17 protein-coding genes are annotated in these 25742 nt (G+C 41.3%); 8 read left to right on the top strand and 9 right to left on the bottom strand.

Annotated features, from left to right (window positions below; all coding sequences use genetic code 11):
- Nucleotides 1–91: 91 nt before the first annotated feature.
- Both mutS and argR read right to left on the bottom strand, forming a co-directional pair.
- A complete protein-coding gene (gene mutS / locus HMPREF2704_RS07355) occupies nucleotides 92–2641 on the bottom strand; it encodes a DNA mismatch repair protein MutS (protein WP_070846107.1) in 2550 nt (849 codons plus the stop codon).
- Between the two features lie 130 nt (nucleotides 2642–2771).
- Nucleotides 2772–3212 carry an arginine repressor gene (gene argR, locus HMPREF2704_RS07350; protein ID WP_003009125.1) on the bottom strand — a complete coding sequence of 147 codons (441 nt, stop codon included), beginning with the start codon at nucleotides 3210–3212 and terminating at the stop codon, nucleotides 2772–2774.
- A 104-nt stretch (nucleotides 3213–3316) separates the two neighbouring features.
- Here argR and argS point away from each other — a divergent pair, with 104 nt between their 5' ends.
- Nucleotides 3317–5005 (top strand): arginine--tRNA ligase, encoded by a 1689-nt coding sequence (gene argS, locus HMPREF2704_RS07345; RefSeq protein WP_070675855.1) that lies wholly within the window; start codon nucleotides 3317–3319, stop codon nucleotides 5003–5005.
- 152 nt (nucleotides 5006–5157) lie between these two features.
- Nucleotides 5158–5403, top strand: coding sequence for a hypothetical protein (locus HMPREF2704_RS07340; protein WP_023919916.1), 246 nt, complete (start codon nucleotides 5158–5160; stop codon nucleotides 5401–5403).
- Between the two features lie 194 nt (nucleotides 5404–5597).
- Here HMPREF2704_RS07340 and nrdI read toward each other — a convergent pair whose 3' ends face one another.
- The 5 genes from nrdI to malQ form a co-directional block, all read right to left on the bottom strand.
- Complete coding sequence (gene nrdI / locus HMPREF2704_RS07335; RefSeq protein WP_045760033.1) at nucleotides 5598–6053, bottom strand: class Ib ribonucleoside-diphosphate reductase assembly flavoprotein NrdI; 456 nt, start codon at nucleotides 6051–6053, stop codon at nucleotides 5598–5600.
- A gap of 61 nt (nucleotides 6054–6114) precedes the next feature.
- Nucleotides 6115–6630, bottom strand: a complete 516-nt coding sequence (locus HMPREF2704_RS07330) for an ABC transporter permease (RefSeq protein ID WP_024055259.1) — start codon at nucleotides 6628–6630, stop codon at nucleotides 6115–6117.
- Nucleotides 6631–7056: 426 nt separating this feature from the next.
- Entirely contained in the window at nucleotides 7057–10818 is a 3762-nt protein-coding gene (locus tag HMPREF2704_RS07325) for a GbpC/Spa domain-containing protein (RefSeq protein WP_070846105.1), read from the bottom strand.
- 485 nt (nucleotides 10819–11303) lie between these two features.
- Nucleotides 11304–13562: a glycogen/starch/alpha-glucan family phosphorylase gene (glgP, locus tag HMPREF2704_RS07320; RefSeq protein WP_070846103.1), complete on the bottom strand. Its 2259-nt coding sequence runs from the start codon at nucleotides 13560–13562 to the stop codon at nucleotides 11304–11306.
- Between the two features lie 46 nt (nucleotides 13563–13608).
- A complete protein-coding gene (gene malQ / locus HMPREF2704_RS07315) occupies nucleotides 13609–15138 on the bottom strand; it encodes a 4-alpha-glucanotransferase (RefSeq protein ID WP_049522608.1) in 1530 nt (509 codons plus the stop codon).
- A gap of 449 nt (nucleotides 15139–15587) precedes the next feature.
- Between malQ and HMPREF2704_RS07310 the strand changes: the two genes are divergently transcribed.
- The 6 genes from HMPREF2704_RS07310 to pulA all read left to right on the top strand — a co-directional run bounded on the left by HMPREF2704_RS07310 (nucleotide 15588) and on the right by pulA (nucleotide 23147).
- Nucleotides 15588–16844 carry an extracellular solute-binding protein gene (locus tag HMPREF2704_RS07310; RefSeq protein ID WP_023919928.1) on the top strand — a complete coding sequence of 419 codons (1257 nt, stop codon included), beginning with the start codon at nucleotides 15588–15590 and terminating at the stop codon, nucleotides 16842–16844.
- Nucleotides 16845–16971: 127 nt separating this feature from the next.
- Nucleotides 16972–18267 (top strand): sugar ABC transporter permease, encoded by a 1296-nt coding sequence (locus HMPREF2704_RS07305; RefSeq protein ID WP_023919930.1) that lies wholly within the window; start codon nucleotides 16972–16974, stop codon nucleotides 18265–18267.
- 1 nt (nucleotide 18268) lies between these two features.
- Nucleotides 18269–19111, top strand: a complete 843-nt coding sequence (locus HMPREF2704_RS07300; protein WP_021154117.1) for a sugar ABC transporter permease — start codon at nucleotides 18269–18271, stop codon at nucleotides 19109–19111.
- Between the two features lie 144 nt (nucleotides 19112–19255).
- Nucleotides 19256–20068, top strand: coding sequence for a DUF1189 family protein (locus HMPREF2704_RS07295; RefSeq protein ID WP_021154118.1), 813 nt, complete (start codon nucleotides 19256–19258; stop codon nucleotides 20066–20068).
- Between the two features lie 11 nt (nucleotides 20069–20079).
- Nucleotides 20080–21063 carry a LacI family DNA-binding transcriptional regulator gene (locus HMPREF2704_RS07290; RefSeq protein ID WP_013904333.1) on the top strand — a complete coding sequence of 328 codons (984 nt, stop codon included), beginning with the start codon at nucleotides 20080–20082 and terminating at the stop codon, nucleotides 21061–21063.
- 8 nt (nucleotides 21064–21071) lie between these two features.
- Nucleotides 21072–23147 carry a type I pullulanase gene (gene pulA, locus HMPREF2704_RS07285; RefSeq protein WP_024055459.1) on the top strand — a complete coding sequence of 692 codons (2076 nt, stop codon included), beginning with the start codon at nucleotides 21072–21074 and terminating at the stop codon, nucleotides 23145–23147.
- Between the two features lie 29 nt (nucleotides 23148–23176).
- On the opposite strand, the gene HMPREF2704_RS07280 is transcribed toward pulA, so the two are convergent.
- Entirely contained in the window at nucleotides 23177–24118 is a 942-nt protein-coding gene (locus HMPREF2704_RS07280) for a YitT family protein (protein WP_003009152.1), read from the bottom strand.
- 75 nt (nucleotides 24119–24193) lie between these two features.
- On the bottom strand, nucleotides 24194–25742 hold a 1549-nt coding region (aspS, locus tag HMPREF2704_RS07275; RefSeq protein ID WP_070846150.1), incomplete at its 5' end, for an aspartate--tRNA ligase.

The raw sequence follows: 25742 nt of genomic DNA, 5'->3' as shown, positions 1-25742 counted from the left end.
GAAGTTCGCTGACGTCCGGACTCACCTAAGGAAAATTTCTAAGATGTCTTTGTCTTCAATCTGAGATCCTCAATGCTACGAGGATCTTTTTTTACAATTTCTTTTTCAATTCGGCGACTGCCATCATGACTTCCATCGGAGTCATATTGTAGAGATCCAGATTCTTCAATTCTGTGATCACTGTATTTTCTGCCTCCTCCTCAAAGAGGGACATTTGTTCAGCAACCTGTGAAGGTGCTTCCTTTTTAGGAGTTTCATCCACAAACGGTACTTGCTGAGCTTGTCCTTCGAGCTTGGTCAAAATCGCATCCGCCCGCTTCAACAACTCTTCTGGCAAACCAGCGATCTTTGCTACGTGAATCCCATAGGACTTATCCGCTGGGCCGGGTTCAATCTTGTGCAAGAAGGTAACCTGTCCATCTCGCTCCAAGGTCGCGACATGGACATTTTCCAAACGGGACAGGGTCTCTGAGAGAGCTGTCAACTCATGGTAATGGGTCGCAAACAAGGTCTTAGCACCGGTACGATCGTGGATGTATTCGATGATGGACTGAGCAAGAGCCATTCCATCATAGGTCGCAGTTCCCCGTCCCAACTCATCAAATAAAATCAAAGACTGGGGCGTTGCCTTGCGAATAGCGTGATTGGCCTCCATCATTTCTACCATAAAGGTAGACTGACCCGATACCAGGTCATCAGCAGCTCCGATCCGGGTATAAATCGCATCAAAGATTGGCAACTCAGCCTTTTGCGCTGGAACATAGGAGCCAATTTGCGCAAGAATCACAATGATCGCCAATTGGCGCATATAGGTAGACTTCCCGCTCATGTTTGGCCCTGTAATCAACTGAATATCCCGTTCTTCATCCATAAAGATGTTATTAGGAATATAGGACTGGGCTCCCATGACTTTCTCGACAACTGGATGGCGACCTTTGTCGATTTCAATTCGTCGCTCTTCATGAAAAAGGGGGCGATTCAACTGTTGCGACTCAGCAACACTGGCCAAACCTTGTAAAACATCAACCGTCGCAATCGCCTGAGCCAACTGTTGCAGACGTTGGATATACTTGCCAACTTCTTCCCGAATCCGCATAAAAATCGTATATTCCAGATTAGCAGACTTCTCACGCGCCTCTAGCATATCTCCTTCGATGCGTGCCAATTCCTCCGTACCAAAGCGTTCTGAATTTTTCAAGGTCGCCTTGCGGAAAAAGTGAGCAGGCACATGGCTCAATTGAGAATTGGTGACATGGAAATAGTAGCCATCCTTCTTGTTATAATCGATTTTTAGACCTGTAATGCCACTGGCTTCGCGCTCCTTGGCCTCAATCTCAGCAATCCAACCAGTACCATCCCGAAGAACGACACGGTACTGGTCCAATTGCTCGTCAAACCCAGTTCGGATGATATTTCCCTCCGTAATAACAGCAGACGCTTCCGGAGCAATAGCTGAGGTAATCAAGCGGTGCAACTCAGGAAGCTCATCCAAGCGTGCAATCAAGACATCTAAGACTGGATCACCAATCCCCAGTAGAATCGACTTGATCGTCGGCACATGCCCCAGAGTATCTCCTAGCTGCAAGAGATCCTTAGGGTTGATCTTACCAAAGGAAACCCGACTCGCTAAGCGTTCAATGTCATAGACCCCTTTGAGACTGTCGGTCAAATCGCTCCGTTCAAAGAAATGATCCATAAAGACCTGAATGATGTCCTGGCGCTCTCGAATCCGTTTCAAATCGACTAAGGGTTTCTGAATCCAGGACCGCAACAAACGACCGCCCATGGCCGTCTTGGTTTCATCCAAATACCAATACAAGCTACCATGTTTCTTCCCAGTCCGCGCATTCTCTGTCAAATCAAGACTAGCCTTGGTCGCAAAGCCCATCTGCAAGAAATCGCAAATCTCATAATGATGGGCTTTTTTGAGGTGGCTCAATTCCCTCATTTGTGTCTGGTGGACATACTGGAGAAGTTTTCCAGCCGTTTTCTTTTCGAGCTCACTCAACTGATCCCCTAAGAGTTGAACATCGTCGAGCGCCGTCTCTACATGTGACAACAAGAGATTCATCTGGCTAATAAACACACGCTCTTCCTGTTCTGGCAACTCATAACCCAGGACCACCTCACGCGCACGTAAATTGCGGATTTCTCCACAAACCATGCTAAAGTCATTGAGGGTCGTCACCTGAAACTCCCCTGTCACCAGATCCATATAGGCTAGCCCATAATCAGTTCCTGAACGATCCAAAGCAACTAGGAAGTTATTCTCACTATCTGGCTTGGTCGAATCCACCACTGTACCCGGTGTAATCACCTGTACGACTTCACGCTTAACGACCCCCTTGGCTTCTTTGGGGTCTTCCATTTGTTCTGCAATCGCGACCTTATAGCCCTGTTCAATGAGAACATCAATATACTGCTGGGCCGAGTGGTAGGGAACACCCGCCATAGGGATCGGATTCTCTGCATTTTTATTCCGTGAGGTTAAGGAAATCTCTAAAATTTGAGCCGCATTCACTGCATCTTCATAAAATAATTCGTAAAAATCTCCCATTCGAAACAGCAAAAAGGCATCCGGATAGTCTTTTTTGATATCTAGATACTGCTGCATTCCAGGGGATATTTTTTCTACTGTCATACTTCTTTATTCCTTACTGTTGCGTCGTTTCCTGACACAAGCTCCATAGATGAAAACAGGAGTAGATAGCTCACTATCTTCCTCCTTTTAACATCTTAATGGGGTATTTTTTTCTTTTCAAGGGGCGTGATTACTGCATCATCCCTAAAATTTCATTTTGAATTTCAATGGCCGCATCTTGGTCACGGCAGACAATCAAGAGGGTATTGGCCCCTGCTACTGTTCCCAAAATACGCTCATCTGACATTTCATCTACACCATTGGCCAAGAGAGCTGCTTCCCCTAGCTCTGTCCGCAAGACCAAGGTGAATTCTGCTCGTGAGACAGACTTGGCATGGCTGGACAACATAATATAAATCTCTGCCACCTCAGGCTCATTTGGCAAAATATAATACAACTGGTCTTTTCGTTTCACCTTGACTAGACCCAGATCGCGCAAATCTCGTGACAGAGTTGTTTGCGTTACAGCAATTCCTTTTGCTTCTAATCGATCCTGAATCTCTTTTTGAGTCGACAATTTTTCATTTCGAATCATTTGTTGAATCAAAAGGTGACGTTCTGTCTTTTTCATTGGACCTCCACTTTTGAATAAATATACTTTAAATTATACCAAAAAAATTGAAAATTCGCTCAGAATTGTGTTAAAATAATAGTTAAAAGGACTAAGGAGCTAATATGAACAATAAAGAACTCATTGCTAGTGAATTGGCCAAAGTGATTGACTCTCTTGACCAAGATGCTATTTTAAATTTGCTTGAACAACCAAAATCATCTGATCTTGGTGACATTGCTTTTCCAGCCTTCTCACTTGCAAAAGTGGAACGCAAGGCTCCTCAAGCAATCGCTGCAGATATTGCTGAAAAGATCAACCAAAGCGCCTTCGAAAAAGTTGTTGCAACTGGACCTTACGTGAACTTCTTCTTAGACAAATCTAAGATCTCTGATCAGGTGATCAAATCCGTCATCGAAGCAGGGGCAGACTACGGTAAACAAGACGAAGGTCATGGCCAAAACATTACCATCGACCTTTCAAGTCCAAATATCGCAAAACCATTCTCAGTTGGTCACTTGCGCTCAACCGTTATCGGGGATGCTCTTTCAAACATCTTCCGCAAAATGGGCTACAACACGATTAAAATCAACCACTTGGGAGACTGGGGTAAACAGTTCGGTCTCTTGATGGTAGCCTACAAAAAATGGGGTAGTAAGGAAGCTGTCGAAGCCAACCCAATCGATGAATTGCTAAAACTTTACGTTCGGATCAACGCTGAAATCGAAAACGATCCTGAGCTTGATGATGAAGGACGTCTCTGGTTCAAGAAACTGGAAGATGGAGATCCAGAAGCGACTGAGTTGTGGCAATGGTTCCGTGACGAAAGCTTGGTAGAATTCAACCGTATCTACAAACTCCTCGGTGTTGAATTTGACAGCTTAAACGGAGAAGCTTTCTACAATGACAAGATGGATGAAGCTGTCCAAATTCTTGAAGACAAAGGCTTGTTGAAAGAGTCTAAGGGAGCTAGCATCGTTGAGCTCGATGATGTCAACCTTCCACCGGCTATGATTAAGAAATCAGACGGTGCCACTCTTTATATCACTCGTGATATCGCAACCGCTATCTACCGTGCACGGACTTACAACTTTGTGAAAAACATCTATGCTGTAGGTCAAGAACAATCCAACCACTTCCGTCAATTGAAAGCTGTTTTGAAGAAAATGGGATTTGACTGGAGCGATGATATGGTTCACGTTGACTTTGGTTTGGTGACAAAAAACCGCCAAAAATTGTCAACTCGTAAAGGAAATATCATCCTGCTCGAACCAACTCTTCAAGAAGCCATCTCTCGTGCCAAAGCTCAGATCGAAGAAAAGAATCCTGAACTTGAAAACAAGGAAGAAGTGGCACATGCAGTCGGTGTTGGTGCGGTTAAATTCTACGACTTGAAGACAGACCGCCGCAACGGTTATGACTTCGACCTCGAAGCCATGGTATCCTTCGAAGGAGAAACTGGCCCTTACGTTCAATATGCTTACGCTCGTATCCAATCCATCCTTCGCAAAGCCAACTTCACACCATCTACAGATGCGACATACAGCTTGAGCGATCCTGAAAGCTGGGAAATCATCAAGCTTCTCCAAGACTTCTCTCGTGTTGTCAAACGTGCTGCTGAAAACTATGATCCATCCTTGATCGCAAAATATGCCATCAACTTGGCTCAAGCCTTCAACAAATACTATGCACACACTCGTATCTTGGATGAAAGCCCCGAACGCGAAAGCCGTCTTGCTCTTAGCTACTCAACAGCAGTAGTCTTAAAAGAAGCCCTTCGCTTACTTGGTGTCGATGCACCTGAGAAAATGTAATTTCTTATCTATGATGGATAAGTAGAACATCTCTTATGGGAGTGAGAGGAGAAACTAAATGCGATTTAATTTAGTTCTTTCTCACTCCTTTTCTCATGTCCAATGCCCTTCATTCTCTACATTTTCAGATCCTTTATATACAGGAGAAATCTATGAATCAAACCGTTTACATCTTAATCCTCATCAGTTTAGTGGTCCTCTTTTTATTTAACAAGTACGAAAGAGAAAAACTACAACGGCTCTTACAAGAGCAACTCTTGAAAGATCAAGCTTTCAAAGATAGCATCAAGGAAAAAATCCAAGAGACCGACAATATCAACGATGTCATCCATGCAATCAACAAGGACTATCGATTGGGGCTCCTACTTGCTAAAGAAATCACTGAAAAATTAAAATAAAGCGTAAAAGAGAGAGTGGGACAGAAATCTGTAATTCGTTAGAATTCGATTTCGTCGTCCCACCTCCGCACAGTTGAGTAGGGCTGTAAAAGCTGATGAAATCAGCGTAGTAGAGCCCACTCAACCACTGCGTCTTGCTCGACAATCCAAAAACAATTAAGAGGCTAGGACTTTTGTCCCAGCCTCTCTTTATTTTAAAGATGATACAAATCTTCTACAATAGCGGCTACTTTTTTAATATCTCCCAACATCCCCCGCATTTCAAAATCGGCTAACATAGGGAAACCAAAGCGTTGGCTGTATTGCTTAGCGGTTAAACAATATTGATTGTTAAAATTCCGATTGCCTGATCCAACCACTCCTAAGCACTTACTGGCATTGTCTCCATAAGCAATAAAATCCGCGACATCTGTCGTCAAAATTTCCACATCGCCATTGTCAACACCATTTCCACCCTCCAAATAGGTTGGCAAAAAAGTGATAAAAGGGTTGGTCATTTCAAAGAAGGGCTGGCCCTCTTTGACCAGGTCTTTCACATGCACTTTCTCGATTTCAAGTCCGGGATGAGCTTCCAGCAAATAGTCACTTAAGCGACGGACAAAACTCTCTGTATTTCCACTCAGACTAATATAAACAAAGGATACTTTCATCTTTTTTCTCCAATCAAGAAGCTCTCTTATCCTCTAAGAGAGCTCCCTTTAAACTTATCTATTATGCCCTAGCTTGAGCTTTTCTCAAACGCAAGGTTTTATACAAAACAATTCCAAGGAAGAGAAGGGATAAAGCAGTCAAGAGTAACAAAGCAATGGACGAAGATGCCAGATATCGTTGGCGAAGCGCTGAGTTTGAAAAACTAGCTAATAGTGGACGCCCTGCAAAATAATTATAGCAAGAGAAGGCTTGACTTAACAAAATCTGTCCCATATAAGTATAATGAGCTGTTAACAGATCCTGCTTCATAAAGAGGAAATAGAAAGTTGCCAGTAAGGCAATCAGAATCAAGGAAACAAATAAAAAGGTTAGTGGAGACTGATTGAGTTGGGCTGATTTCTCATAATATGTCACATAGTCAGCCTTGTCTTGAGCCGTTGTTAAACCAAGTTGTTTCGCAAAATCATCTGTCAGCTCAAAACTCTTTGAAGCTCCAAAGGTTGAGACAGCTGAAGTCAGGGTTCCAACCGTAGAGAAAAATAACAGGATATAAAGATAGATAGGTTTCTTTTTCATACAAACTCCTTTTCATTTCTTACACCCTATTATATCGCGATACAGATAGAAAGGCAAGCGCCTCAAAACCCTGGAGGCACTTGCCTGATCACTGATACGTTCAAATGAAATTCATTTGGAAAAGTAATGTGTGCAAAAGATGAAAAGCCATCGCAACTGTATCATTGGAATGATTAGAGATATAACGGAGTCCTATAAACTTTCATTCGAACACCACCAGTATACCTCATTCTCTTCTTCTTGTGTCATCCATTTCTATTCTGCTTCATTTCGACACGATTTGGTCTATAAAAGCCATTTCCTCTCCTTATCCAAAAACTATTCTGTTCTATTTCTCAACTATTTGGTCATCACTCCATCAAAAAAGCCAGAAGGACTTGCCTTCTGACTTTCTTTATTTAGATGAATGAACGAAAGAAACAAGAATTAATCTTCTTTTTTCTTGCGTGCAAGACCCAATCCAAGCAATCCAGCCATCGCACCTGCAAGAACAGCTGCAGTTGAGCTTTCTGTACCTGTATTTGGAAGCGCAGGTGTTTGTGGTTGCGCAGGTTGTACAGGCTGTTCCGGAACTTCAGGAGTTGGTTCGGTTGGAACCTCTGGAGTTGGTGGAACGATTGGTGTAGGTGGAACAATTGGTGTTGGTGGGTTGTATGGAGTTGGTGGAGTTGGAGGAACCGGTGTTGGTGGGGTTGGAATATCTGTTTCCGTTACCACTTTATTCTTATGCCATTTCACCTCAGCTGATTGAGGTCCCTCAGTTTTCGGAATTGTTTTGTATTTTGGTTGCTCAGGGGCTTTTGGTTCAATTGGAGAAACTGTAGAAACCGGTGCGACTGGGGTTGGTGGAGTCGGTTCTTTAATTTTTTCAATTTCCTCCTTCACCGGTTTAACTGGTGCCACTGGAGAAACCGGACTCAACGGAGTAGGCAATGTTGGTTTTACTTCATTTAATTTTGGCTCTACTGGGGCAACTGGAGAAACTGGAGCTGGCGGAATGACAAATGAACCTGGATTTTTTGGAAGACCAACATTTGAGTTGATTGCAAACCAATAAACCGTTGGTTGACCAGCCGCATTAGCTCCATTAGCCGTAAAGACTAGGTGACCATCAGACATCTTTAATCCCGCACCACCATAATAGAGATATGGAGAAGATGGATCATCCCAACCACGAAGAGTCGCTGATGATTCCCCATTAAAGACAGCACCATGTTCAATATATTGGTTATCTGTAGGGGAAGTTACTTCTTTAGTAGCCGCATCATAAGAAACACTTGAGTTTGGAATTTGAATGTATTTATTATTTCCAATATTTACAAACTCTTGGTGCTCCACATTTTCAAATTTCTTCTTAGGGGTAAAAGTAATTTGACCTGTAGTTGCATCTACTTTGTATGAACCAAGAACATCATCCTTACCTTCAAAAGTAAATTCTTCTGTACCAATAGAATGAACACTTCCTGAACCCGAAGCATTCACAGTTAACGCATCCGTTACTTCTTCCTTCTCAGGGGTAGTACCAGGAGCCCATTTACCTGTCTCGACTTCTACATAACCATATTTCTGTGTTACAATTTTGAGGGGATTATCTGCTGAAATGGAAACAGTTGCAGTACCGAAGTCTGCTTTTCCTGTTTTAACCTTCACTTCATTGTTTTCAATGCTCATGGATGAACCATCTGCATACGGATCCCAAGTGCCACGTACAGTGTTTCCATTTACATCCTTGGCTTCTACTGTGATAGCACGAGGTTTATCTCCACTATCTACATAAGAAGCACCTGTCCAGTGGTTGAGAGAGTTCAAAGCGACAATCGCATTATGTTGGGTCAAATCAAACTTATTGCCATCGCCATCATAGAATTCAACATCGACAGCAACTTTAACTGGTTTATTTTGGTCTGTTGAAGCACCGACTGTTAGTGTTACAGTTGGATCTGAGCTAACAGCTGCAATTCCTTTACCGTCATTTGATGGAAGACTCAAAATCTCATAGCGGTAAATCACGCGCTTGATTGGATGCATATCCGTATTTTCACGCATGCTGGACTGATTCAAGTTATCATAAGTAACGACAAATTTATCGCCTTCTTTCACTTGAATGTACTCAGTTTCATTATTGGTCCAAGGACTAGTCGCTACAATATCTGAAGCTTTCAATTCATTGGAATCATACTGATGCACATTGCTTTTATTCAAGCGTTCTTGAGCTTCACGAGTGAGGTAAGTACTGATGCCGTCAATGGTATGAATAGCACCACCTTCACGTTGGAAGGTCAAATCTTGAACAGTTTCAACATCTTTCAGCTCTTTGAAACCATTGTCAGTCATATATTTTTCATACGCTTCTTTAGCATTTTTGTATTGAGCCAAAGCGGTTTCAATACTTGCAAGTTTCGCTTGATAAAGTTTTGCATATTGTTCATTCACAGCATCATAACTTGATTTTGCTTTATCATAAGCTGCTTTTACAGCCACAAACTCAATTTCGTTTGCAGCGTACTTAGCTTTTGCTTCCTCAAATGCTTTCTTATCTTCCTCATACTGAGATTTATTATTTTTATATAAATTTTTTGCAGCTGTTAAATCTTTTGCTTTTTTTGTAAGTTCCTCAGTAGGTTTTCCGTCTTTGTCTTTTTCTACTTCTTTTTCTTCATCTTCTACAATCGTATCACTTTTTACAATTTTAACTTCTGCATCTTTGTAGATTGCTTTAATTTCTTCTTTGACTTTTTTAAATTTGTTTACTACTGTATCGTATTCATTATTTGCTTTAGCATAAGAAGTTGCAGCTGAATCATATGCTAATTTATCTTTTGCATATTGTTCTTGTGCTGTTTGATAATCTGAGACAGCTTTATTATATTCTTCTGTAGCTTTATTATATTTCGCCATTTCTGAATCATACTGTGTTTTTGCAATATCATAACTTGATTTTGCTACATCGTATGCTGTTTTAGTTGAATCATAACTAGTCTTGGCTGTTTCATATGATGTTTTCTTATCATTATAATTTTCAGCATCTACATCATATTTTGATTTTGCAGTTTCATATGCTGATTTATCTGCTTCATATTTAGCTTTCAGCGCAGCATATTCCGCCGAATCTGTCCCACCAGTAGATGTCGCAGCGTTATAAGCCTCTAGAGCAGTTTCGTATGCTGTCTTAGCTTCATTATATGCTGCTAGATCTTGTTGGTATTGTTTTTCAGCTACAGTATATTCTTTAGTTTGTTGATCGAATTTTTTCTCAGCAGCTGCTTGAGCAAGTTTATTTTTTTCAAACTCTGCTTTTTTAGATTCGTATGATTCTAATTCCTTATCATATTGAACTTTAGCTTCATTATACTGGGCAAGTGCTGCGTCATAAGAAGTTTTTGCAGTATTGTACGACGCTGTTGCATCCGCAAAACTCAACTTATTATCAGCATATTTTGCTGCATCTGTTTCATATTTAGCTTTACTAGTTTCATAAGTTGCTTTTGCAGCTTCGTATTGCTCCTTAACTAGTTTATAGGCATCAGAGTCTTTACTTGCAGTTGAAGTAGTAGCTGCTTTATATGCTGCTAAAGCTTCTTCATATGCTTTTTGGGATTCTGCGTAAGAAGCTTTTGCTTTTTCATATTCAGCTTTTTGAGCCTGATATGCCAATAAATCATTCTGGTATTCAGTATTAGCTTGATCGTAGTCAGCCTTTGCTTTAGCATTTTCAGCTTCTACTTGCTTTTGTTCAGCTAATTTTGCTTCATACTCAGCTTTGGCCTTTTTGTAGTTTTCAACGACTGTGTTGATTTCAGCTGTTTGGGCTTTGTTATCTGCTTCTGCTGCTACGATAGATGGTTGGACTTTTTCAGCTTCTTCTGTAACGGTCACACCTTCTGTAGCTGCATCAGCTTTTGCTTTTTCAAGTTCTGGTGATTCTACATAAGTAGTCGTAACTGTTTTATTTCCTTCTATCACAGTTGTAGATGTCAACTTAGAACTTGTTGCAACAGCTGCATCACTTGTTGCTGTATCCGTAGTAGTCGCTTCAGTTGCAGGCGCTGTTGCCTCATCTGCTTTCACTTCTGCTCCGTAGGTATTAACAGTAGCCAATCCAGCGATGGCCAATGAAACAACACCGACTGATAACTTACGAATTGAAAATTTTTCCTGCTTCGAAACATGTTCACGATAGCTTTTCATTTTCAAAACTCTCCTTTTTTGTTTAAAAAAATCTCACTGTAGAGGCAAAAATATGCTACTTCCAGTTAACTTCATTGTATCACAATCAACCATTTTTATATATTTGTCAATTTAATTTTTTATTTTACTTTAAATATATAACAACTTGAATCCCCAAACTTTCCTTGCCTTCCCCATCTTTAGTTGAAAATATATGCAAATGCCTGTGAAAAAATCCTTTATTTTCAAGGGTTTTTAAGACACTTTCTCTTTTTATAAATTTCACCGAAAGGCTTTTTAAAGGGAAGTATTTTTTTATACCAATAAATTAGATTTGAAGACTGAAATAAAAATTATGTAATTTTTTCCCTTTAGGGGTTGCAAAATTCAAAAAAACAACACTTTTTGCAGAGTGTCCATTCCCTAAACTAGCTCCATTTCTTCTCCCAAATGAGAAGTAATGAAAAAGACCAAGGTCTTATGGACCTTGGTCTAACAACTAATGATTAGTTTAAGTGCCAGATATCTTCATTGTACTGAGCGATCGTACGGTCAGATGAGAAGAATCCTGCTTTAGCAATGTTTACGATAACTTGATCCAACCATGCATCACGGTCTTCGTAATCAGCCAACATGCGTTCTTTGGTTACAATGTAGTCTTCCAAGTCAAGAAGAGTCATGAACCAGTCTTTGTTAATCAATTCCTTGTGAAGACGAGTCAAGCGTTCCTTGTTCCCAACTGCAAGAACGGCATCGCTGACGATGAAGTCTACCAATGGTTTGATGGCTTCACGTTCATAGAAATCTGCTGATTTGTATGCTGATTTGGCATAAAGATCGATAACAGTTTCTGAATCTTCACCGAAGATGTAGATGTTGTCACGTCCAACCAATTCAGCGATTTCCACGTTGGCTCCATCCATCGTACCAAGTGTCAATGCACCATTCAACATGAATTTCATGTTACCAGTACCTGAAGCTTCTTTCGAAGCAAGAGAGATTTGCTCAGAAATATCGCTAGCTGGGATCAAGTAGCTTGCAGCAGTTACGTTGTAGTTTTCTACCATAACAACTTGCAAGTGTGGAGCTACTGCTGGATCGTTTGCAATCACTTCAGACAAGCAAAGGATCAAGTGGATAATATCTTGTGCAATGGTGTAGGCAGGAGCTGCTTTACCACCAAAGAGAACAGTGATTGGGCGAGCAGGGATATTTCCAGCTTTGATGTCCAAGTATTTGTGGATCACATACAAAGCGTTCATTTGTTGACGTTTGTATTCGTGGAGACGTTTGATTTGGGTATCAAAGATAGAGTTAGGATTGATTTCCACACCTTGATGGTCTTTCAAGAAACGAGCCAATTTCCGTTTGTTGTGAGACTTGATGTTTTCCAATTTTGCTTTGACTGCATCTTTATCTTCATAAGAAAGAAGGTCTTCCAATTTAGATGCGTCATGGTGCCAGTCACGTCCGAGGATATCATCCAAGTAGTGTGACAAGGTTGGGTTGGCATGCATGAGCCAACGACGGAATGTGATACCGTTTGTTTTGTTGTTGAATTTTTCAGGGTAAATGTCGTAGAAGGCTTTCAACTCAGAATTCTTCAAGATTTCTGTGTGAAGTGCTGCTACCCCGTTTACGCTAAATCCATAGTGGATATCCATGTGCGCCATGTGTACGCGATCATTCTCATCGATGATTTGAACAGCTGGATCTTTGTATTCAGCGCGAACACGGCGGTCCAATTCTTCAATGATTGGAACCAAGTGAGGAACCACTTCTTGCAAGAATTCAAGTGGCCATTTTTCAAGGGCTTCTGCAAGGATTGTGTGGTTAGTGTAAGCCGTCATGCTACGAACGATAGAGATGGCTTCATCCATTCCAATACCACGTTCTGTCAAAAGACGGATCAATTCAGGGATGACCATTGATGGGTGAGTATCGTTGATTTGGACAACAGCATAGTCAGCAAGGTCATGCAAGTTGCTTCCTTTTTCGATGGCTTCGTCGATGATCAATTGTGCACCGTTTGATACCATGAAGTATTGTTGGAAGATACGGAGCAATTCCCCTTGACGGTTACTATCATCTGGGTACAAGAAGAGGGTCAAGTTGCGAGCGATATCTGTCTTATCAAAGTTAATACCATCTTCAATAATAGATGAATCAACTGAATCCAAGTCGAACAAACGCAAACGGTTCTTGGTATCGATCTTGTAACCAGGTACGTCGATATCATAAAGGGTAGAAGTCAATGTGAAGTGTGCAAATGGCACTTTGTAGCTACGACTTGAACGAACGAGCCAGCTTTGATCAGTCAACCATGCGTTTGGAATCGTTTCTTGTTGGTTGTTTTTAAATACTTGTTGGAACAAACCAAAGTGGTAGTTCAAACCAACCCCATCCCCTGTCAAACCAAGGCTTGAAATAGAGTCGATAAAGCAGGCTGCCAAACGTCCCAAACCACCGTTACCAAGTGATGGTTCCAATTCCACTTCTTCGACTTCGATCAAGTCTTTACCAGCATCTGACAATTCTTTTTTGACATCGTCGTAAAGACCCAAGTTGATCAAGTTATTAGACAAGAGTTTACCGATCAAGAACTCAGCTGAGATATAGTAAACTTTTTTCTTACCAGTATTTAATTTCTTTTGGGCACTTGCTTGCTTCGTGTAATTAAGCAAGGCAAGGTACAATTCTTCATTTGAACATTCAGCAATTGTTTTTTGATGATGATCAATCACATATTTTTGTAATGATTCCATGTTAGGAGTCTCCTTTGTTTCAACAATTTTTTAATAGGGGGAAAGATTATTTTTCTGCTTTCGTAACTTCTTTTTTCAAGTCTTTGTTTTCACGACGATAGATCGTAGTGAAATCAAGCAATTCTTGCTCGACAGCTGGAGTCAATTGATCCGCTGTCATTCGCCATGACCAGTTACCACCGAGAGTAGATGGGAAGTTCATCCGAGCTGAGCCATCTAACTCAAGCAAGTCTTGCATCGTAGCAATCGCCATGAAGCTGACGGAAGCAAAGACGGTGCGAAGCATAGCATGCGGTACAGATTCGTACTCTTTCCGGTTGGTATAACGAGCAAGATACTCACGAGTTGGATCGTCGATTTCATTGCGGTACCATCCAAGAACTGTGTTGTTATCATGTGTTCCAGTGTACATCACAGAGTTGTTTGGTGCCAAGTGAGGGCTATCGATACTTTCATCGTCAGGATTGAAGGCGAATTGAAGAATCTTCATTCCTGGGAAGCCAGTGCGTTCACGAAGTTCGATGACTCCGTCTGTCATGAAGCCAAGGTCCTCAGCGATGATGTTCAAATCACCGAGCTCTTCCTTCACGGCTGCAAAGAGTTTGTAGCCAGGACCTTTGACCCATTTACCTGGTGCTGCAGTTTCAGAACCAGCAGGGATTTCCCAGTATGATTCGAAACCACGGAAGTGGTCGATCCGAACGATGTCATAGATCTTGAAGCTTTCACGCAAGCGTTCAATCCACCATTGGTAGCCATCTTTGTCCATTGCTTCCCAGTCATAGATTGGGTTCCCCCAAAGTTGACCAGTTGCTGAGAACTCATCTGGCGGGCATCCTGCGATGCAAGTCGCTTTCCCGTTTTCATCTGTTTTGAAGAGATGAGGATTAGCCCACATGTCGCTTGAATCTTCCGCTACATAGATTGGCATATCTCCCACAATTTCAATGTGGTGGTCGTTGGCATAAGCTTTCAAGGCCAACCATTGTTGGAAGAAGAAGAATTGAGTTACACGATGGTAAGTCAATTTATCAGCCAATTCTTCACGGTATTTAGCCAAAGCTTTTGGCTCACGCGCACGAATAGCTGCATCTGGCCACTCTGTCCAAGCTTTCAAATCAAAGTATTCTTTAATAGCCATGTATTCTGCGAAGAGCTCCAACCAAGAAGCATTGGCTTCACAAAATTCTTGGAATTCTTTTTGATCACCTGATTTTAAGAAATTGGCAACTGCTTTTTCAAGCAAGGGACGACGTTGTTCGAAAACCTTTGCATAATCCACTTGAGTAGGATTTTGACCAAAGTCCACTCCTTTAAGGTCTGCTTCTGTCAACAAACCTTGCTCGATCAAAAGATCGAAATCAATAAAATGAGTGTTCCCAGCAAAAGCTGAGAAAGATTGGTATGGAGAATCTCCATAACTAGTTGTACCAAGCGGCAAGATTTGCCAGTAACGTTGCTTGGTCCGAACGAGGAAATCAACAAAATCATATGCTGATTGACCGAATGATCCGATCCCGTATTGTCCAGGAAGGGAAGAAATGTGCATCAAAACACCACTTTGACGTTTTTTCATGGGTTACCACCTTTTTTTATTTCTTTGAAGCCTGCGATTCGGTGCACGGTATGGGTATCGTTGCAGAGTCGTATCCAGCTCTCAAGCGGCTCTACTCTTTGTTAAAAATCGAACAGGCGCAACTCAGTTTACGCAATTTTTGCGAAAACGTTTGCGTACCATGTTATTATAAACTTTTTCCCTATTTTCTGCAAGGGATTTCTTAAAAACTTTTTTAACTTTTTTCAGAATGTCCTCACCCCCTTAGTGTATTCTTTCCTTTGGCTAATGTCAACAAATTTGATGCATTTTATAGAAGAAAGTTCGGAATTAAAATATTTTTAAAAAAATTGTTTAAAACTACTTGCAAACGTTTTCGCCTTGTGATATACTTAAGACGTTTTAGGAAAACGTTTGTCTAAAACGGTTTCTAATTATTATCTTTTTTTATTCTTTAGGAGGAATAAATCATGAAACGTACAATTTTACGTAGTGCTGCTGTACTTGGTACAGTTGGTTTTGCCGGCTTCTTACTTGCTGCTTGTAGCAATAACTCATCAGGTTCTTCTGAGGCAAGTAAAGAAATCAACGTCTATGTAGACAAAGGCTACAAATCTTATGTTGAAGAAGCTGCAAAAGCTTTTGAAAAAGAAAATGGCGTAAAAATTAACATCAAGACTGGTGATGCTCTTGGTGGATTGGATAACCTTTCTCTTGATAACCAATCTAAAAAAGCTCCAGACGTTATGATGGCACCATACGACCGTGTAGGTGGTCTTGGTAGCGATGGTCAATTGGCTGAAGTGACATTAAACAAAGATAGCCATACAGATAAAACAACTGAAGCTCTTGTAACAAACGGTGGTAAAGTTTACGGTGCACCTGCTGTCATCGAAACATTGGTTCTCTACTATAACAAAGATCTTGTAAGCGAAGCTCCAAAAACATTTGGTGATCTTGAAAATCTTGCAAAAGATAGCAAGTACGACTTCGCTAGCGAACCTGGTAAAACAACTGCCTTCTTAGCTGACTGGACAAACTTCTACTACACTTACGGTTTACTTTCAGGTAACGGCGGTTATGTGTTTGGTAAAGACGGTACAGATCCTAAAGATATTGGATTGAACAACCAAGGTTCTATCGATGGTATCGAATATGCAAAAACTTGGTATGCTAAATGGCCAAAAGGTTTGCAAGATACAAAAGCTGCTGCTAACTTCATCCAAACACAATTCCAAGAAGGTAAAACAGCTGCTATCATCGATGGTCCTTGGAAAGCTGCTTCATTGAAAGAAGCTAAAGTAAACTACGGTGTCGCAACGATTCCAACTCTTCCAAACGGAAAACAATACTCTGCCTTTGGTGGTGGTAAAGCTTGGGTTATCCCTGCAGGTGCGAAAAACCTTGATGGCGCTCAAAAATTCATTGACTTCTTGACAAGTACTGACCAACAAAAAGCTTTGTTTGACAAGACCAATGAAGTTCCTGCCAACACAGAAGCTCGTAAATATGCGGTTAGCAAAAACGATGAATTGACAACTGCCGTTGTTGATCAATTCAAGAATGCTCAACCAATGCCAAATATCTCAGAAATGAGTGCTGTTTGGGATCCAGCTGCTACTATGCTTTTCGATGCTGTAAGTGGTAAAAAATCTGCAAAAGCATCTGCTGACGATGCAGTGAAATTGATTAAAGAAACCATCGAACAAAAATTCGGTAGCAAATAAGACAGTTTTTAGGTGTGAGTAAGAGGTTGGAGACAAAGTCCCAACCTCTTATGTTCAATTTTCAAGCACAACTTACTGTCTGACTTGTCTTCTTGCTCTCTAGCAAGGACATTATAAGGAGATTTGAATGACTACAGAACAAAACCCTAAAAAGGCTATGTGGCTCTCTTTGATCCCGGGTCTTGGGCAAATTTATAACAAACAAAAAACCAAAGGCTATATTTTTCTTGCCGTAACCATTCTCTTTCTCGCCTATTTCCTAGGAATTGGAGCTGGAGAATTAGCGAAATTGGTTACACTTGGAACCGTCCGTGGACAAGATAATTCTCTCTTTATCTTGATTCGTGGCGCCTTCCACTTGATCATCACTGTTGTTTACTTCCTATTTTATGCCTTAAATATTAAGGATGCTGGAACAGTTGCTAAACGCATCAACAACGGGATTGCCGTTCCAAAAACCTTGAAAGAAATGGTTCAAGCCATCTATGAAAATGGCTTCCCATATTTATTGATTATTCCTTCATACATTGCTATGACATTTGCGATTATCTTCCCAGTTTTAGTAACTTTGATGATCGCCTTTACCAACTACGACTTCAAACATACCGCTCCAACAACCTTGCTTGATTGGATCGGGTTCCAAAACTTCACTAATATGTGGACCTTGAGTACCTTCCGCTCAGCCTTTACATCGGTTCTTGGCTGGACCTTGATTTGGGCCCTCGCAGCTTCTACTCTTCAAATCGTACTCGGTATCTTGACCGCTATTGTTGCAAACCAACCATTCGTAAAAGGAAAACGAATCTTTGGGGTTATCTTCTTGCTTCCTTGGGCTGTTCCAGCCTTCATCACTATCCTAACTTTCTCAAATATGTTTAACGATAGTGTCGGTGCTATCAATGCACAAGTTATCCCATTGTTTGCGAAGATCTTCCCATTCTTAGATGGCGTTTTGATTCCTTGGAAAACAGATCCTACCTGGACAAAAATTGCTTTGATTATGATGCAAGGTTGGCTCGGCTTCCCTTACATCTACGTCTTGACTTTAGGGATTCTTCAATCGATTCCAAACGATCTTTACGAAGCTGCTTATATTGATGGTGCCAACGGTTGGCAAAAATTCCGCAGCATCACTTTCCCAATGATTATGGCTGTTGCAGCTCCAACTTTGATCAGTCAATATACCTTCAACTTTAATAACTTCTCCATCATTTACTTGTTTAACGATGGGGGACCTGGTTCTGTCGGAGGAAACGCCGGATCTACAGATATCTTGATCTCATGGATCTACAAGTTGACAACCAATTCTTCTCCTCAATATTCAATGGCTGCAGCGGTAACCTTGATTATCTCTGTGATTGTGATCTCAATCTCTATGGTTGCCTTCAAGAAACTACATGCATTTGATATGGAGGATGTATAAAATGAAAAATTCAGTTCAATTTAAACGCCGCCTCAATCATTTCTTGACTTACCTGTACATGGTGGTTCTTTCAATCGTTATCATTTATCCATTGTTGATTACGGTTCTATCAGCCTTCAAATCAGGGAATGTCAGTGCCTTTACACTTGATTTTAGTGGCAATCTTAGTTTTGATAACTTCTCAAAACTTTTCTCTGAAACCCATTATGGCACTTGGTATATGAACACCTTGGTTATCGCCATTATCACCATGATTGTACAAACAAGTATCGTTACCTTCGCAGGTTACGCATACAGCCGTTACAATTTCTTGGCGCGTAAACAAAGTTTGGTCTTCTTCTTGATTATTCAAATGGTCCCAACCATGGCAGCCCTCACAGCCTTCTTCGTTATGGCTTTGATGCTGAATGCCTTGAACCAACCTTGGTTCTTGATCTTCCTTTATGTTGGTGGTGGTATTCCAATGAATGCCTGGTTGATGAAGGGATACTTTGATACTGTTCCAATTTCCCTCGATGAATCTGCGAAATTGGATGGAGCTGGACACTTCCGTCGCTTCTGGCAAATCGTCCTTCCTCTTGTTCGTCCAATGATTGCCGTTCAAGCACTTTGGGCTTTCATGGGGCCTTTCGGAGACTATATCTTGTCTAAATTCTTGCTTCGTGACGAAGTGAACTATACGGTAGCCGTTGGTCTTCAAACCTTTATCAGTGACCAAAAAAATCAAAAAATCGCCTTCTTTGCAGCCGGTGCTATTTTGATCGCGGTTCCAATCTGTATCTTATTCTTCTTCCTACAAAAGAACTTTGTTTCAGGCTTGACAGCTGGTGGAGATAAAGGATAAAATAGAATCTTATTTCAAGCACATTTTATTTTTAAGTTGAGGGTAGTATGGTGGATGCTTTACTACCCTTCGTTAAGAATAAAATCAATGCAAAGAGATTTCTCTTTGCATTTCTGATACTCTTATATTTAGAAAGGTCATCTTATGCCCTATCCTTTTAATTATTTCGCAAGTATCTTCAATTTCCGCTCTTCTTTTGCAAACCGCAAAAAACTGAGCTGGTTCCAAATGATTTTTACTTCTTTCTTTCTAATCTCTATCACACTATTACCTGTGGCTCTGCAAAATGCTCAACTCAAAACCTATCCTTTGACAACCTTTGTCAGCGATGTGTTTGATCCTTTATCAACAGACGTTATGAAAGATATCCAAGAACACGTCGTGATCAAAGACCAAGAGCTCACCTATACAGGGACTAACCCTGTACACAAGACTTCAAAAGGACAGGTTATCTTAGGCCAAGAGGCAAAGGCTAGTGAAGGCAAGGAGTTAACACTCCATTTTGATCGCAAACAATTGATTATCTCAAAAGAGAATAAAGAACTCGCTACAGTCTCATACCAGGCTATTAATCAAGAGAGCCTTCGGGATAAAAAAAGCTTCACTCAAGCTATCTCTAGCGATTGGTTTCGCGACAATCGACTCCCTGTCAGTCTCTTTCTCGTGATTTTCTCTGGCTTCTTATCGACAGTCAATTATTTGATTCTCATCGTAGGGGCATCTTTCTTCCTCTACTTGACACGAAAATCTCGACTCTTTTCACTACAAACTTTCAAGGAATGTTTCAATTGTATTCTGAATTGCTTGGGACTCCCTATTTTACTGAGTGTCTTCATCAGTTTACTATTCCATCAAGTATTTACTACGACGATCATGATCCAAAATGTCTTATTTGTACTCTATCTTGCTATGGTATTTTATAAGACCCACTTCCGTGATCCAGACTATCACCGCTAGGAGGTTTTCTCATGCGTGTTACCATCAAAGATGTGGCGAAACTCGCTGGCGTCGCGCCTTCAACTGTCACGCGCGTCATCCAAAACAAATCCACGATTAGTGATGAAACAAAAAAACGTGTCCGTGAGGCCATGGTCGAATTGGACTACCATCCCAATCTTAATGCTCGCAGCCTTGTCAGCCAATCTAGTCAAGTCATTGCTTTGGTCCTACCAATCGACAGTGACGTCTTCTACCAGAATCCTTTCTTCCCAACTGTTTTAAGAGGGATTACCCAGATCGCGTCAGACAATGATTATGCCATCCAAATCTGTACGGGGCAAAATGAAGAACGGCGGCTCGACAACCTCAAACAACTCATCTACGGAAATCGTGTAGATGGTTTGATTTTCCTTTATTCCAACCCGAATGATCCCCTCGTTGAATTTGCGATCAAAGACAAGTTCCCCTTCCTCATTCTCGGAAAGGCAGCTTCACCTTTTGTATCGCTAGTGGATAATGATAATATCAAGGCTGCATTTGATGCGACGGATTATTTCATTCAACAAAACTACCGAAAAATTGCTTTTATCGGGGGAAACAAAGAACTGTTCGTATCTCAAGACCGCTACGAAGGTTATAAAGAAGCCCTCCAAAAAGCAGGGATTCCTCTCGATGAAAAACTGGTTCATTTCTCATTTGGTTTTATGTTGGAAGACAATTCTTATCAAATGATGGAGAGCCTTCCCCTAGCAGAGTTAGATGCCATCATGACAACCGATATTCTCGTTGCTGAAGGGGTGCGCCAATACCTATTAGAACACCAGCTGACAATCCCGATTATTTCCTTTGATTCGATTAAGCCACGACTCGATATTGAAGCCTATATTGACATCAATGCAGTGGAACTCGGACGTGAGTCTGTTCGGACAATTCTACAAATTATCAAGGATCACAAAGAAGGAAAAACCGTTTGCTACCGTCAATTGATTGACCATACCATTACGAAACTCTAGGAGTCTTTATGTCTACATTTACTGCTTATTTAGATGACCAAGACCTCATTCGTATCCAAAAGGGAGAGGAGCATATCCTTCCTTTTTATTTGAAAACGAACCAAGGTCATCTTGCCTTAATCCCTGTCAAAACGTCAAGTGCAGCGACTGACACAGGAGACTATTTCTTAAGCCCTATTCCACTTGAACTCGGAGAAGAGTACACCATCTACGATGCTACTGGAAATTCTTCTATACTCCACTATCGAAACATCGTTCGCAAACCCATTTTCGATCAAACCTTCACCTATAGTGGAGAAGATTTAGGAAGTTTTTACACACCAAATCAGACGCAATTTAAATTCTGGGCACCGATTTCGCAAGATGTGAGTCTCCATATCGAAGATCAGATCTATCCGATGACACGTACAGAAAACGGTGTCTGGAAACTCTTGCTCAAAGGGGATTGGGAAGGAGCTGCCTACCACTATGAATTTCGTGTCAATGGCCTAGAACGTCGGATTCACGATCCCTATGCTCTATCCTCTTTGGCCAACTCTGGAGACAGCTTGGTCATCGACCGGAAGAAGATTACACGTCCTATCACACGTGCTGCTCGTCAATTAGACCCGACAGAAGCTATCATCTACGAGATGAGCGTTCGGGACTTCTCTGTCCAAAAAGAGGCCGGCTTTAAACACCCTGGTAAGTTTAAAGGGTTGACAGAATCGCCTCAACTCAATGGTCAGATCCTTGGATTTGATTACCTTCAAAAACTTGGCATTACCCATGTACAGTTACTTCCTGTCTATGATTTCGGTAGTGTTGATGAAGAGAATCAATGGAAAGCCTATAACTGGGGTTATGATCCTGTCCAATACAATGTTCCAGAAGGTAGTTATGCCAGTGACCCCAACGATCCTTATGCACGGATTTGGGAACTCCAAGATGCTATTGCAACCTATCACCAATCTAATCTTAGTGTTATCATGGATGTGGTCTACAATCACGTCTACCAGGCCGATGAGTATGCATTTGAACAAATCGTACCCGGTTATTTCTACCGCTATAATGCAGAAGGAGAGCGGACCAATGGAACCTTCTGTGGGAATGATGTCGCAAGTGAACGTTCCATGGTAAGACACTATATCAAGCAATCCCTCAAGCAATGGGTTTCCCTCTACGGCTTTGATGGTTTTCGCTTTGACTTGATGGGAATCTTAGACATTCAAACCATGACAGAGATTGCAGAGGAGCTCCGTGAAATCTATCCTAAAGTCTATCTCTATGGCGAAGGGTGGAAGATGGATACAGGCCTCTCTGAAGACCAGCTCGCTCACCAGTACAACTCAAAACGATTACCAGATTTTGGCTTTTTCAGTGATAATTTCCGGGATACGGTCAAGAGAACACTCTTAGCCGATCACCGTCGTGATAGTCAACATCCAGCCAATGATTTTTCTAATATCCTAACAGCAAATGTCGGGAAAGTAGGACCTGCTCATTTCATCCAACCTCAACAAGCCATTCAGTACGTCGAATGCCATGACAATGCAACTGTTTTTGATTATTTCCAACTTGAAAAAGAAGAGATTCGTCTAGAGGAGCGAAAAGCTCTCTCACGCCTCGCTCTTCATTTGGTATTATTATCCCAAGGTGTACCTTTTATCCATGCTGGTCAAGAATTTTACCGCACAAAAGAGCTCGAAGACAACACCTATAACATGCCAGATCATCTCAACCAATTGGACTGGACATCCCTTTCAAAATGCCAAGAAGAAATTGCTTTTCTTGAAGAATTGATTGCTTATCGGAAATCACAGCCACTCCTTCGTTTGAAAAAAGGGCAAGAGATTCGCGACTACTGTGATGTCAAATGGTTGTCTGATCATCATTTGATCTACACGATTGAGAAAGATCGTGAAAAAATAACGATTCTCGTCAATATCGGTGATCAAGAAAAGACCTATCAACATCCGAGCGATAGCCAGCTGTTATTTGCCTATCCTCATGCCAACCTCCAAGCGCCTATTCCTAAAGGAAAGGAACTTTCTATTCCTGCCCATAGTTGGCTCCTTCTCCACGAAACTGAATCAACAAAATAAAGGTCACCACAATGTGGTGACCTTTATTTTTATTCTTCTGTTTCCACAAAGCGTCCAATGATATGAACGTTTTCTGAAATGGTGATAAAAGCCTGAGGATCAGCTTTTTTCATAATATATTTGAATTCATTAAACTCTGCACGCGTAATAACTGTCAGCAGAACCGCTTTTTCCTGATGGTTATAGGTTCCTTCTGCATTGTGGATAATGGTTGCTCCACGATGCAATTTTTTATGGATCTTTTCAATAATGGCATCTGGCTGGCTCGTTACGATCATTGCCTGCATCCGTTTTTGCTTGGTAAAGACAGCATCCGTTACTCGACTCGATACGAAGATGGTAATCATAGAGTAAAGAGCATACTTCCAACCAAAGGTCAGACCAGCGATCAACATAATGGTCCCATTGACCAAAAAGGAGATACTGCCGACATTCTTTCCTGTCCGTTTTCGAATCGTCAAACTGACAATATCCGTTCCTCCACTGGAAATGTTGTTCCGAAGAGCAAAACCAATCCCTGTTCCCATGACAACCCCACCAAATAGGGCATTCATGATCGGATCGTTGGTCAACGTAATCACTGGCACGAACTGAATAAAGAGGGAACTCATCGAAACCGTAATAAAGGTAAAGATGGTAAATTTATGGCCAATTTGATACCAAGCCACAATCATCAAAGGGATATTGATGGCATAAAAGGTCAAGGAAACGGGAATCGTAAAGCCAATAAAGCGTTGGCTCAGAACAGATAAAATCTGAGCTAGCCCTGTTGCACCGCTGGAGTATACATGTCCTGGTTGAAAGAAGAAGTTGACGGCAATCGCTGATAGAAAACCATACAGCAAGGAAGCTGACACTTTTTCATCGTATTTCTCACGGGAGATGCTCTTCAGCACGCGCAATAATTTAATGTTATAAGCTAGTCGCCGCACATGATAGCGAAATAGCTTATGAAAGCGAATTTTTTTCATTTTCAATCCATCGATTAGAAGAAAAGGAAGATCTTAGAGCAACTGATTCCTAGACTTTCCCTTTTCTCTCTTGTCCTATTCTTGCTCTGCTAGTTCTACTTGAAGATTTAACTCATCCAATTGCTTTTCAGAAACGACAGAAGGAGCTTGTGTCATTGGATCTGTCGCCTTGTTATTCTTCGGAAAGGCAATGACTTCCCGAATATTATCTTCACCTGCAAGAAGCATCACGAAGCGGTCCAAACCAATCGCCAATCCTCCATGTGGTGGGAAACCATAATCCATTGCTTCCAACAAGAAACCAAATTGTTCATTGGCAGCTTCTTTTGTAAATCCAAGTGCCTTAAACATCCGTTCTTGTAAATCTTTATGATTAATCCGTAGGCTTCCTCCACCTAATTCATAGCCATTTAAGACGATATCATAGGCAATTGCTCGAACTTTTGAAAGATCTCCTTCCAATTCATGCTCTGTTTCAGCTTGTGGAAGTGTAAATGGATGGTGAGCAGACATATAACGGCCTTCTTCTTCAGACCATTCAAACATTGGCCAATCCACTACCCAAAGGAAGTTGTATTGATTGTTGTCAATCAAGTCAAGCTCTTTCGCAAGACGAACACGCAAAGCACCAAGCGTTGCATTGGCTACTTCAAGAGTATCTGCTACAAAGAGAACTAGATCTTTGTCTTCTAACTGTAAAGCAGCTGTCAAGTCACTTGTCAAGTCTGTCAAGAACTTCGCAACAGGACCGTTCAAAGTACCCTCAGCATATTTCACCCAAGCAAGACCTTTTGCACCGTATTGCTTCGCAACTTCTGTCAATTTATCGATGTCTTTACGAGAGTAATGATCCGCTGCACCTTTGACAACAATCGCCTTAACTGCTGGAGCTTCTGAGAAGACTTTGAAGTCTACACCCTTGACAAGCTCTGTCAAGTCTTGGAGCAACATTTCAAAACGTGTATCTGGTTTATCTGAACCATACAAGGCCATAGCGTCATCATAATTCATCCGTGGGAATGGGAGTGTTACTTCAATTCCCTTGGTTTCTTTCATGACACGTGCAATCAAGCCTTCTGTGATATCCTGGATTTCTTGATCACTCAAGAAAGAAGTTTCCAAGTCGACTTGTGTAAACTCAGGTTGACGGTCTCCCCGTAAATCCTCATCACGGAAACACTTCACGATTTGATAATAGCGGTCAAATCCAGCATTCATCAACAATTGTTTTGTAATCTGAGGACTTTGTGGAAGGGCATAGAAATGCCCCTTATTGACACGGGAAGGAACCAAATAGTCACGCGCTCCTTCTGGAGTTGACTTAGAAAGAAACGGTGTTTCCACATCAATAAATTCTAATTCATCCAAGTAATTGCGGATTGAATGGGTTACTTTTGCACGAAGTTTGAGGTTTTCCAACATCTCAGGACGACGAAGGTCTAAGTAGCGGTAACGAAGACGAGTATCATCATTGGCTTCAATACCGTCCTTGATTTCAAATGGTGTTGTTTTTGCGGTATTGAGAACCGTAATAGTTTCTACCTTGAGTTCTACTGCTCCTGTAGGCAAGTTTGGATTCGCTTGTTCACGAGCTTCCACAAGACCTGTCACTTCTACAACATAT

Origin of the sequence: Streptococcus sp. HMSC076C09 (assembly GCF_001837905.1) — a bacterium.
GTDB lineage: Bacteria > Bacillota > Bacilli > Lactobacillales > Streptococcaceae > Streptococcus > Streptococcus parasanguinis_I.
Note: the sequence above shows the minus strand (reverse complement) of the source record. Positions and strands in the feature narration are given on the sequence as shown.

What these genes read in the sequence shown, in the direction of transcription:
- mutS (WP_070846107.1), bottom strand. Translation starts at nt 2,641, where the DNA reads ATGACAGTAGAAAAAATATCCCCTGGAATGCAGCAGTATCTAGATATC.
- argR (WP_003009125.1), bottom strand. Translation starts at nt 3,212, where the DNA reads ATGAAAAAGACAGAACGTCACCTTTTGATTCAACAAATGATTCGAAAT.
- argS (WP_070675855.1), top strand. Translation starts at nt 3,317, where the DNA reads ATGAACAATAAAGAACTCATTGCTAGTGAATTGGCCAAAGTGATTGAC.
- HMPREF2704_RS07340 (WP_023919916.1), top strand. Translation starts at nt 5,158, where the DNA reads ATGAATCAAACCGTTTACATCTTAATCCTCATCAGTTTAGTGGTCCTC.
- nrdI (WP_045760033.1), bottom strand. Translation starts at nt 6,053, where the DNA reads ATGAAAGTATCCTTTGTTTATATTAGTCTGAGTGGAAATACAGAGAGT.
- HMPREF2704_RS07330 (WP_024055259.1), bottom strand. Translation starts at nt 6,630, where the DNA reads ATGAAAAAGAAACCTATCTATCTTTATATCCTGTTATTTTTCTCTACG.
- HMPREF2704_RS07325 (WP_070846105.1), bottom strand. Translation starts at nt 10,818, where the DNA reads ATGAAAAGCTATCGTGAACATGTTTCGAAGCAGGAAAAATTTTCAATT.
- glgP (WP_070846103.1), bottom strand. Translation starts at nt 13,562, where the DNA reads ATGGAATCATTACAAAAATATGTGATTGATCATCATCAAAAAACAATT.
- malQ (WP_049522608.1), bottom strand. Translation starts at nt 15,138, where the DNA reads ATGAAAAAACGTCAAAGTGGTGTTTTGATGCACATTTCTTCCCTTCCT.
- HMPREF2704_RS07310 (WP_023919928.1), top strand. Translation starts at nt 15,588, where the DNA reads ATGAAACGTACAATTTTACGTAGTGCTGCTGTACTTGGTACAGTTGGT.
- HMPREF2704_RS07305 (WP_023919930.1), top strand. Translation starts at nt 16,972, where the DNA reads ATGACTACAGAACAAAACCCTAAAAAGGCTATGTGGCTCTCTTTGATC.
- HMPREF2704_RS07300 (WP_021154117.1), top strand. Translation starts at nt 18,269, where the DNA reads ATGAAAAATTCAGTTCAATTTAAACGCCGCCTCAATCATTTCTTGACT.
- HMPREF2704_RS07295 (WP_021154118.1), top strand. Translation starts at nt 19,256, where the DNA reads ATGCCCTATCCTTTTAATTATTTCGCAAGTATCTTCAATTTCCGCTCT.
- HMPREF2704_RS07290 (WP_013904333.1), top strand. Translation starts at nt 20,080, where the DNA reads ATGCGTGTTACCATCAAAGATGTGGCGAAACTCGCTGGCGTCGCGCCT.
- pulA (WP_024055459.1), top strand. Translation starts at nt 21,072, where the DNA reads ATGTCTACATTTACTGCTTATTTAGATGACCAAGACCTCATTCGTATC.
- HMPREF2704_RS07280 (WP_003009152.1), bottom strand. Translation starts at nt 24,118, where the DNA reads ATGAAAAAAATTCGCTTTCATAAGCTATTTCGCTATCATGTGCGGCGA.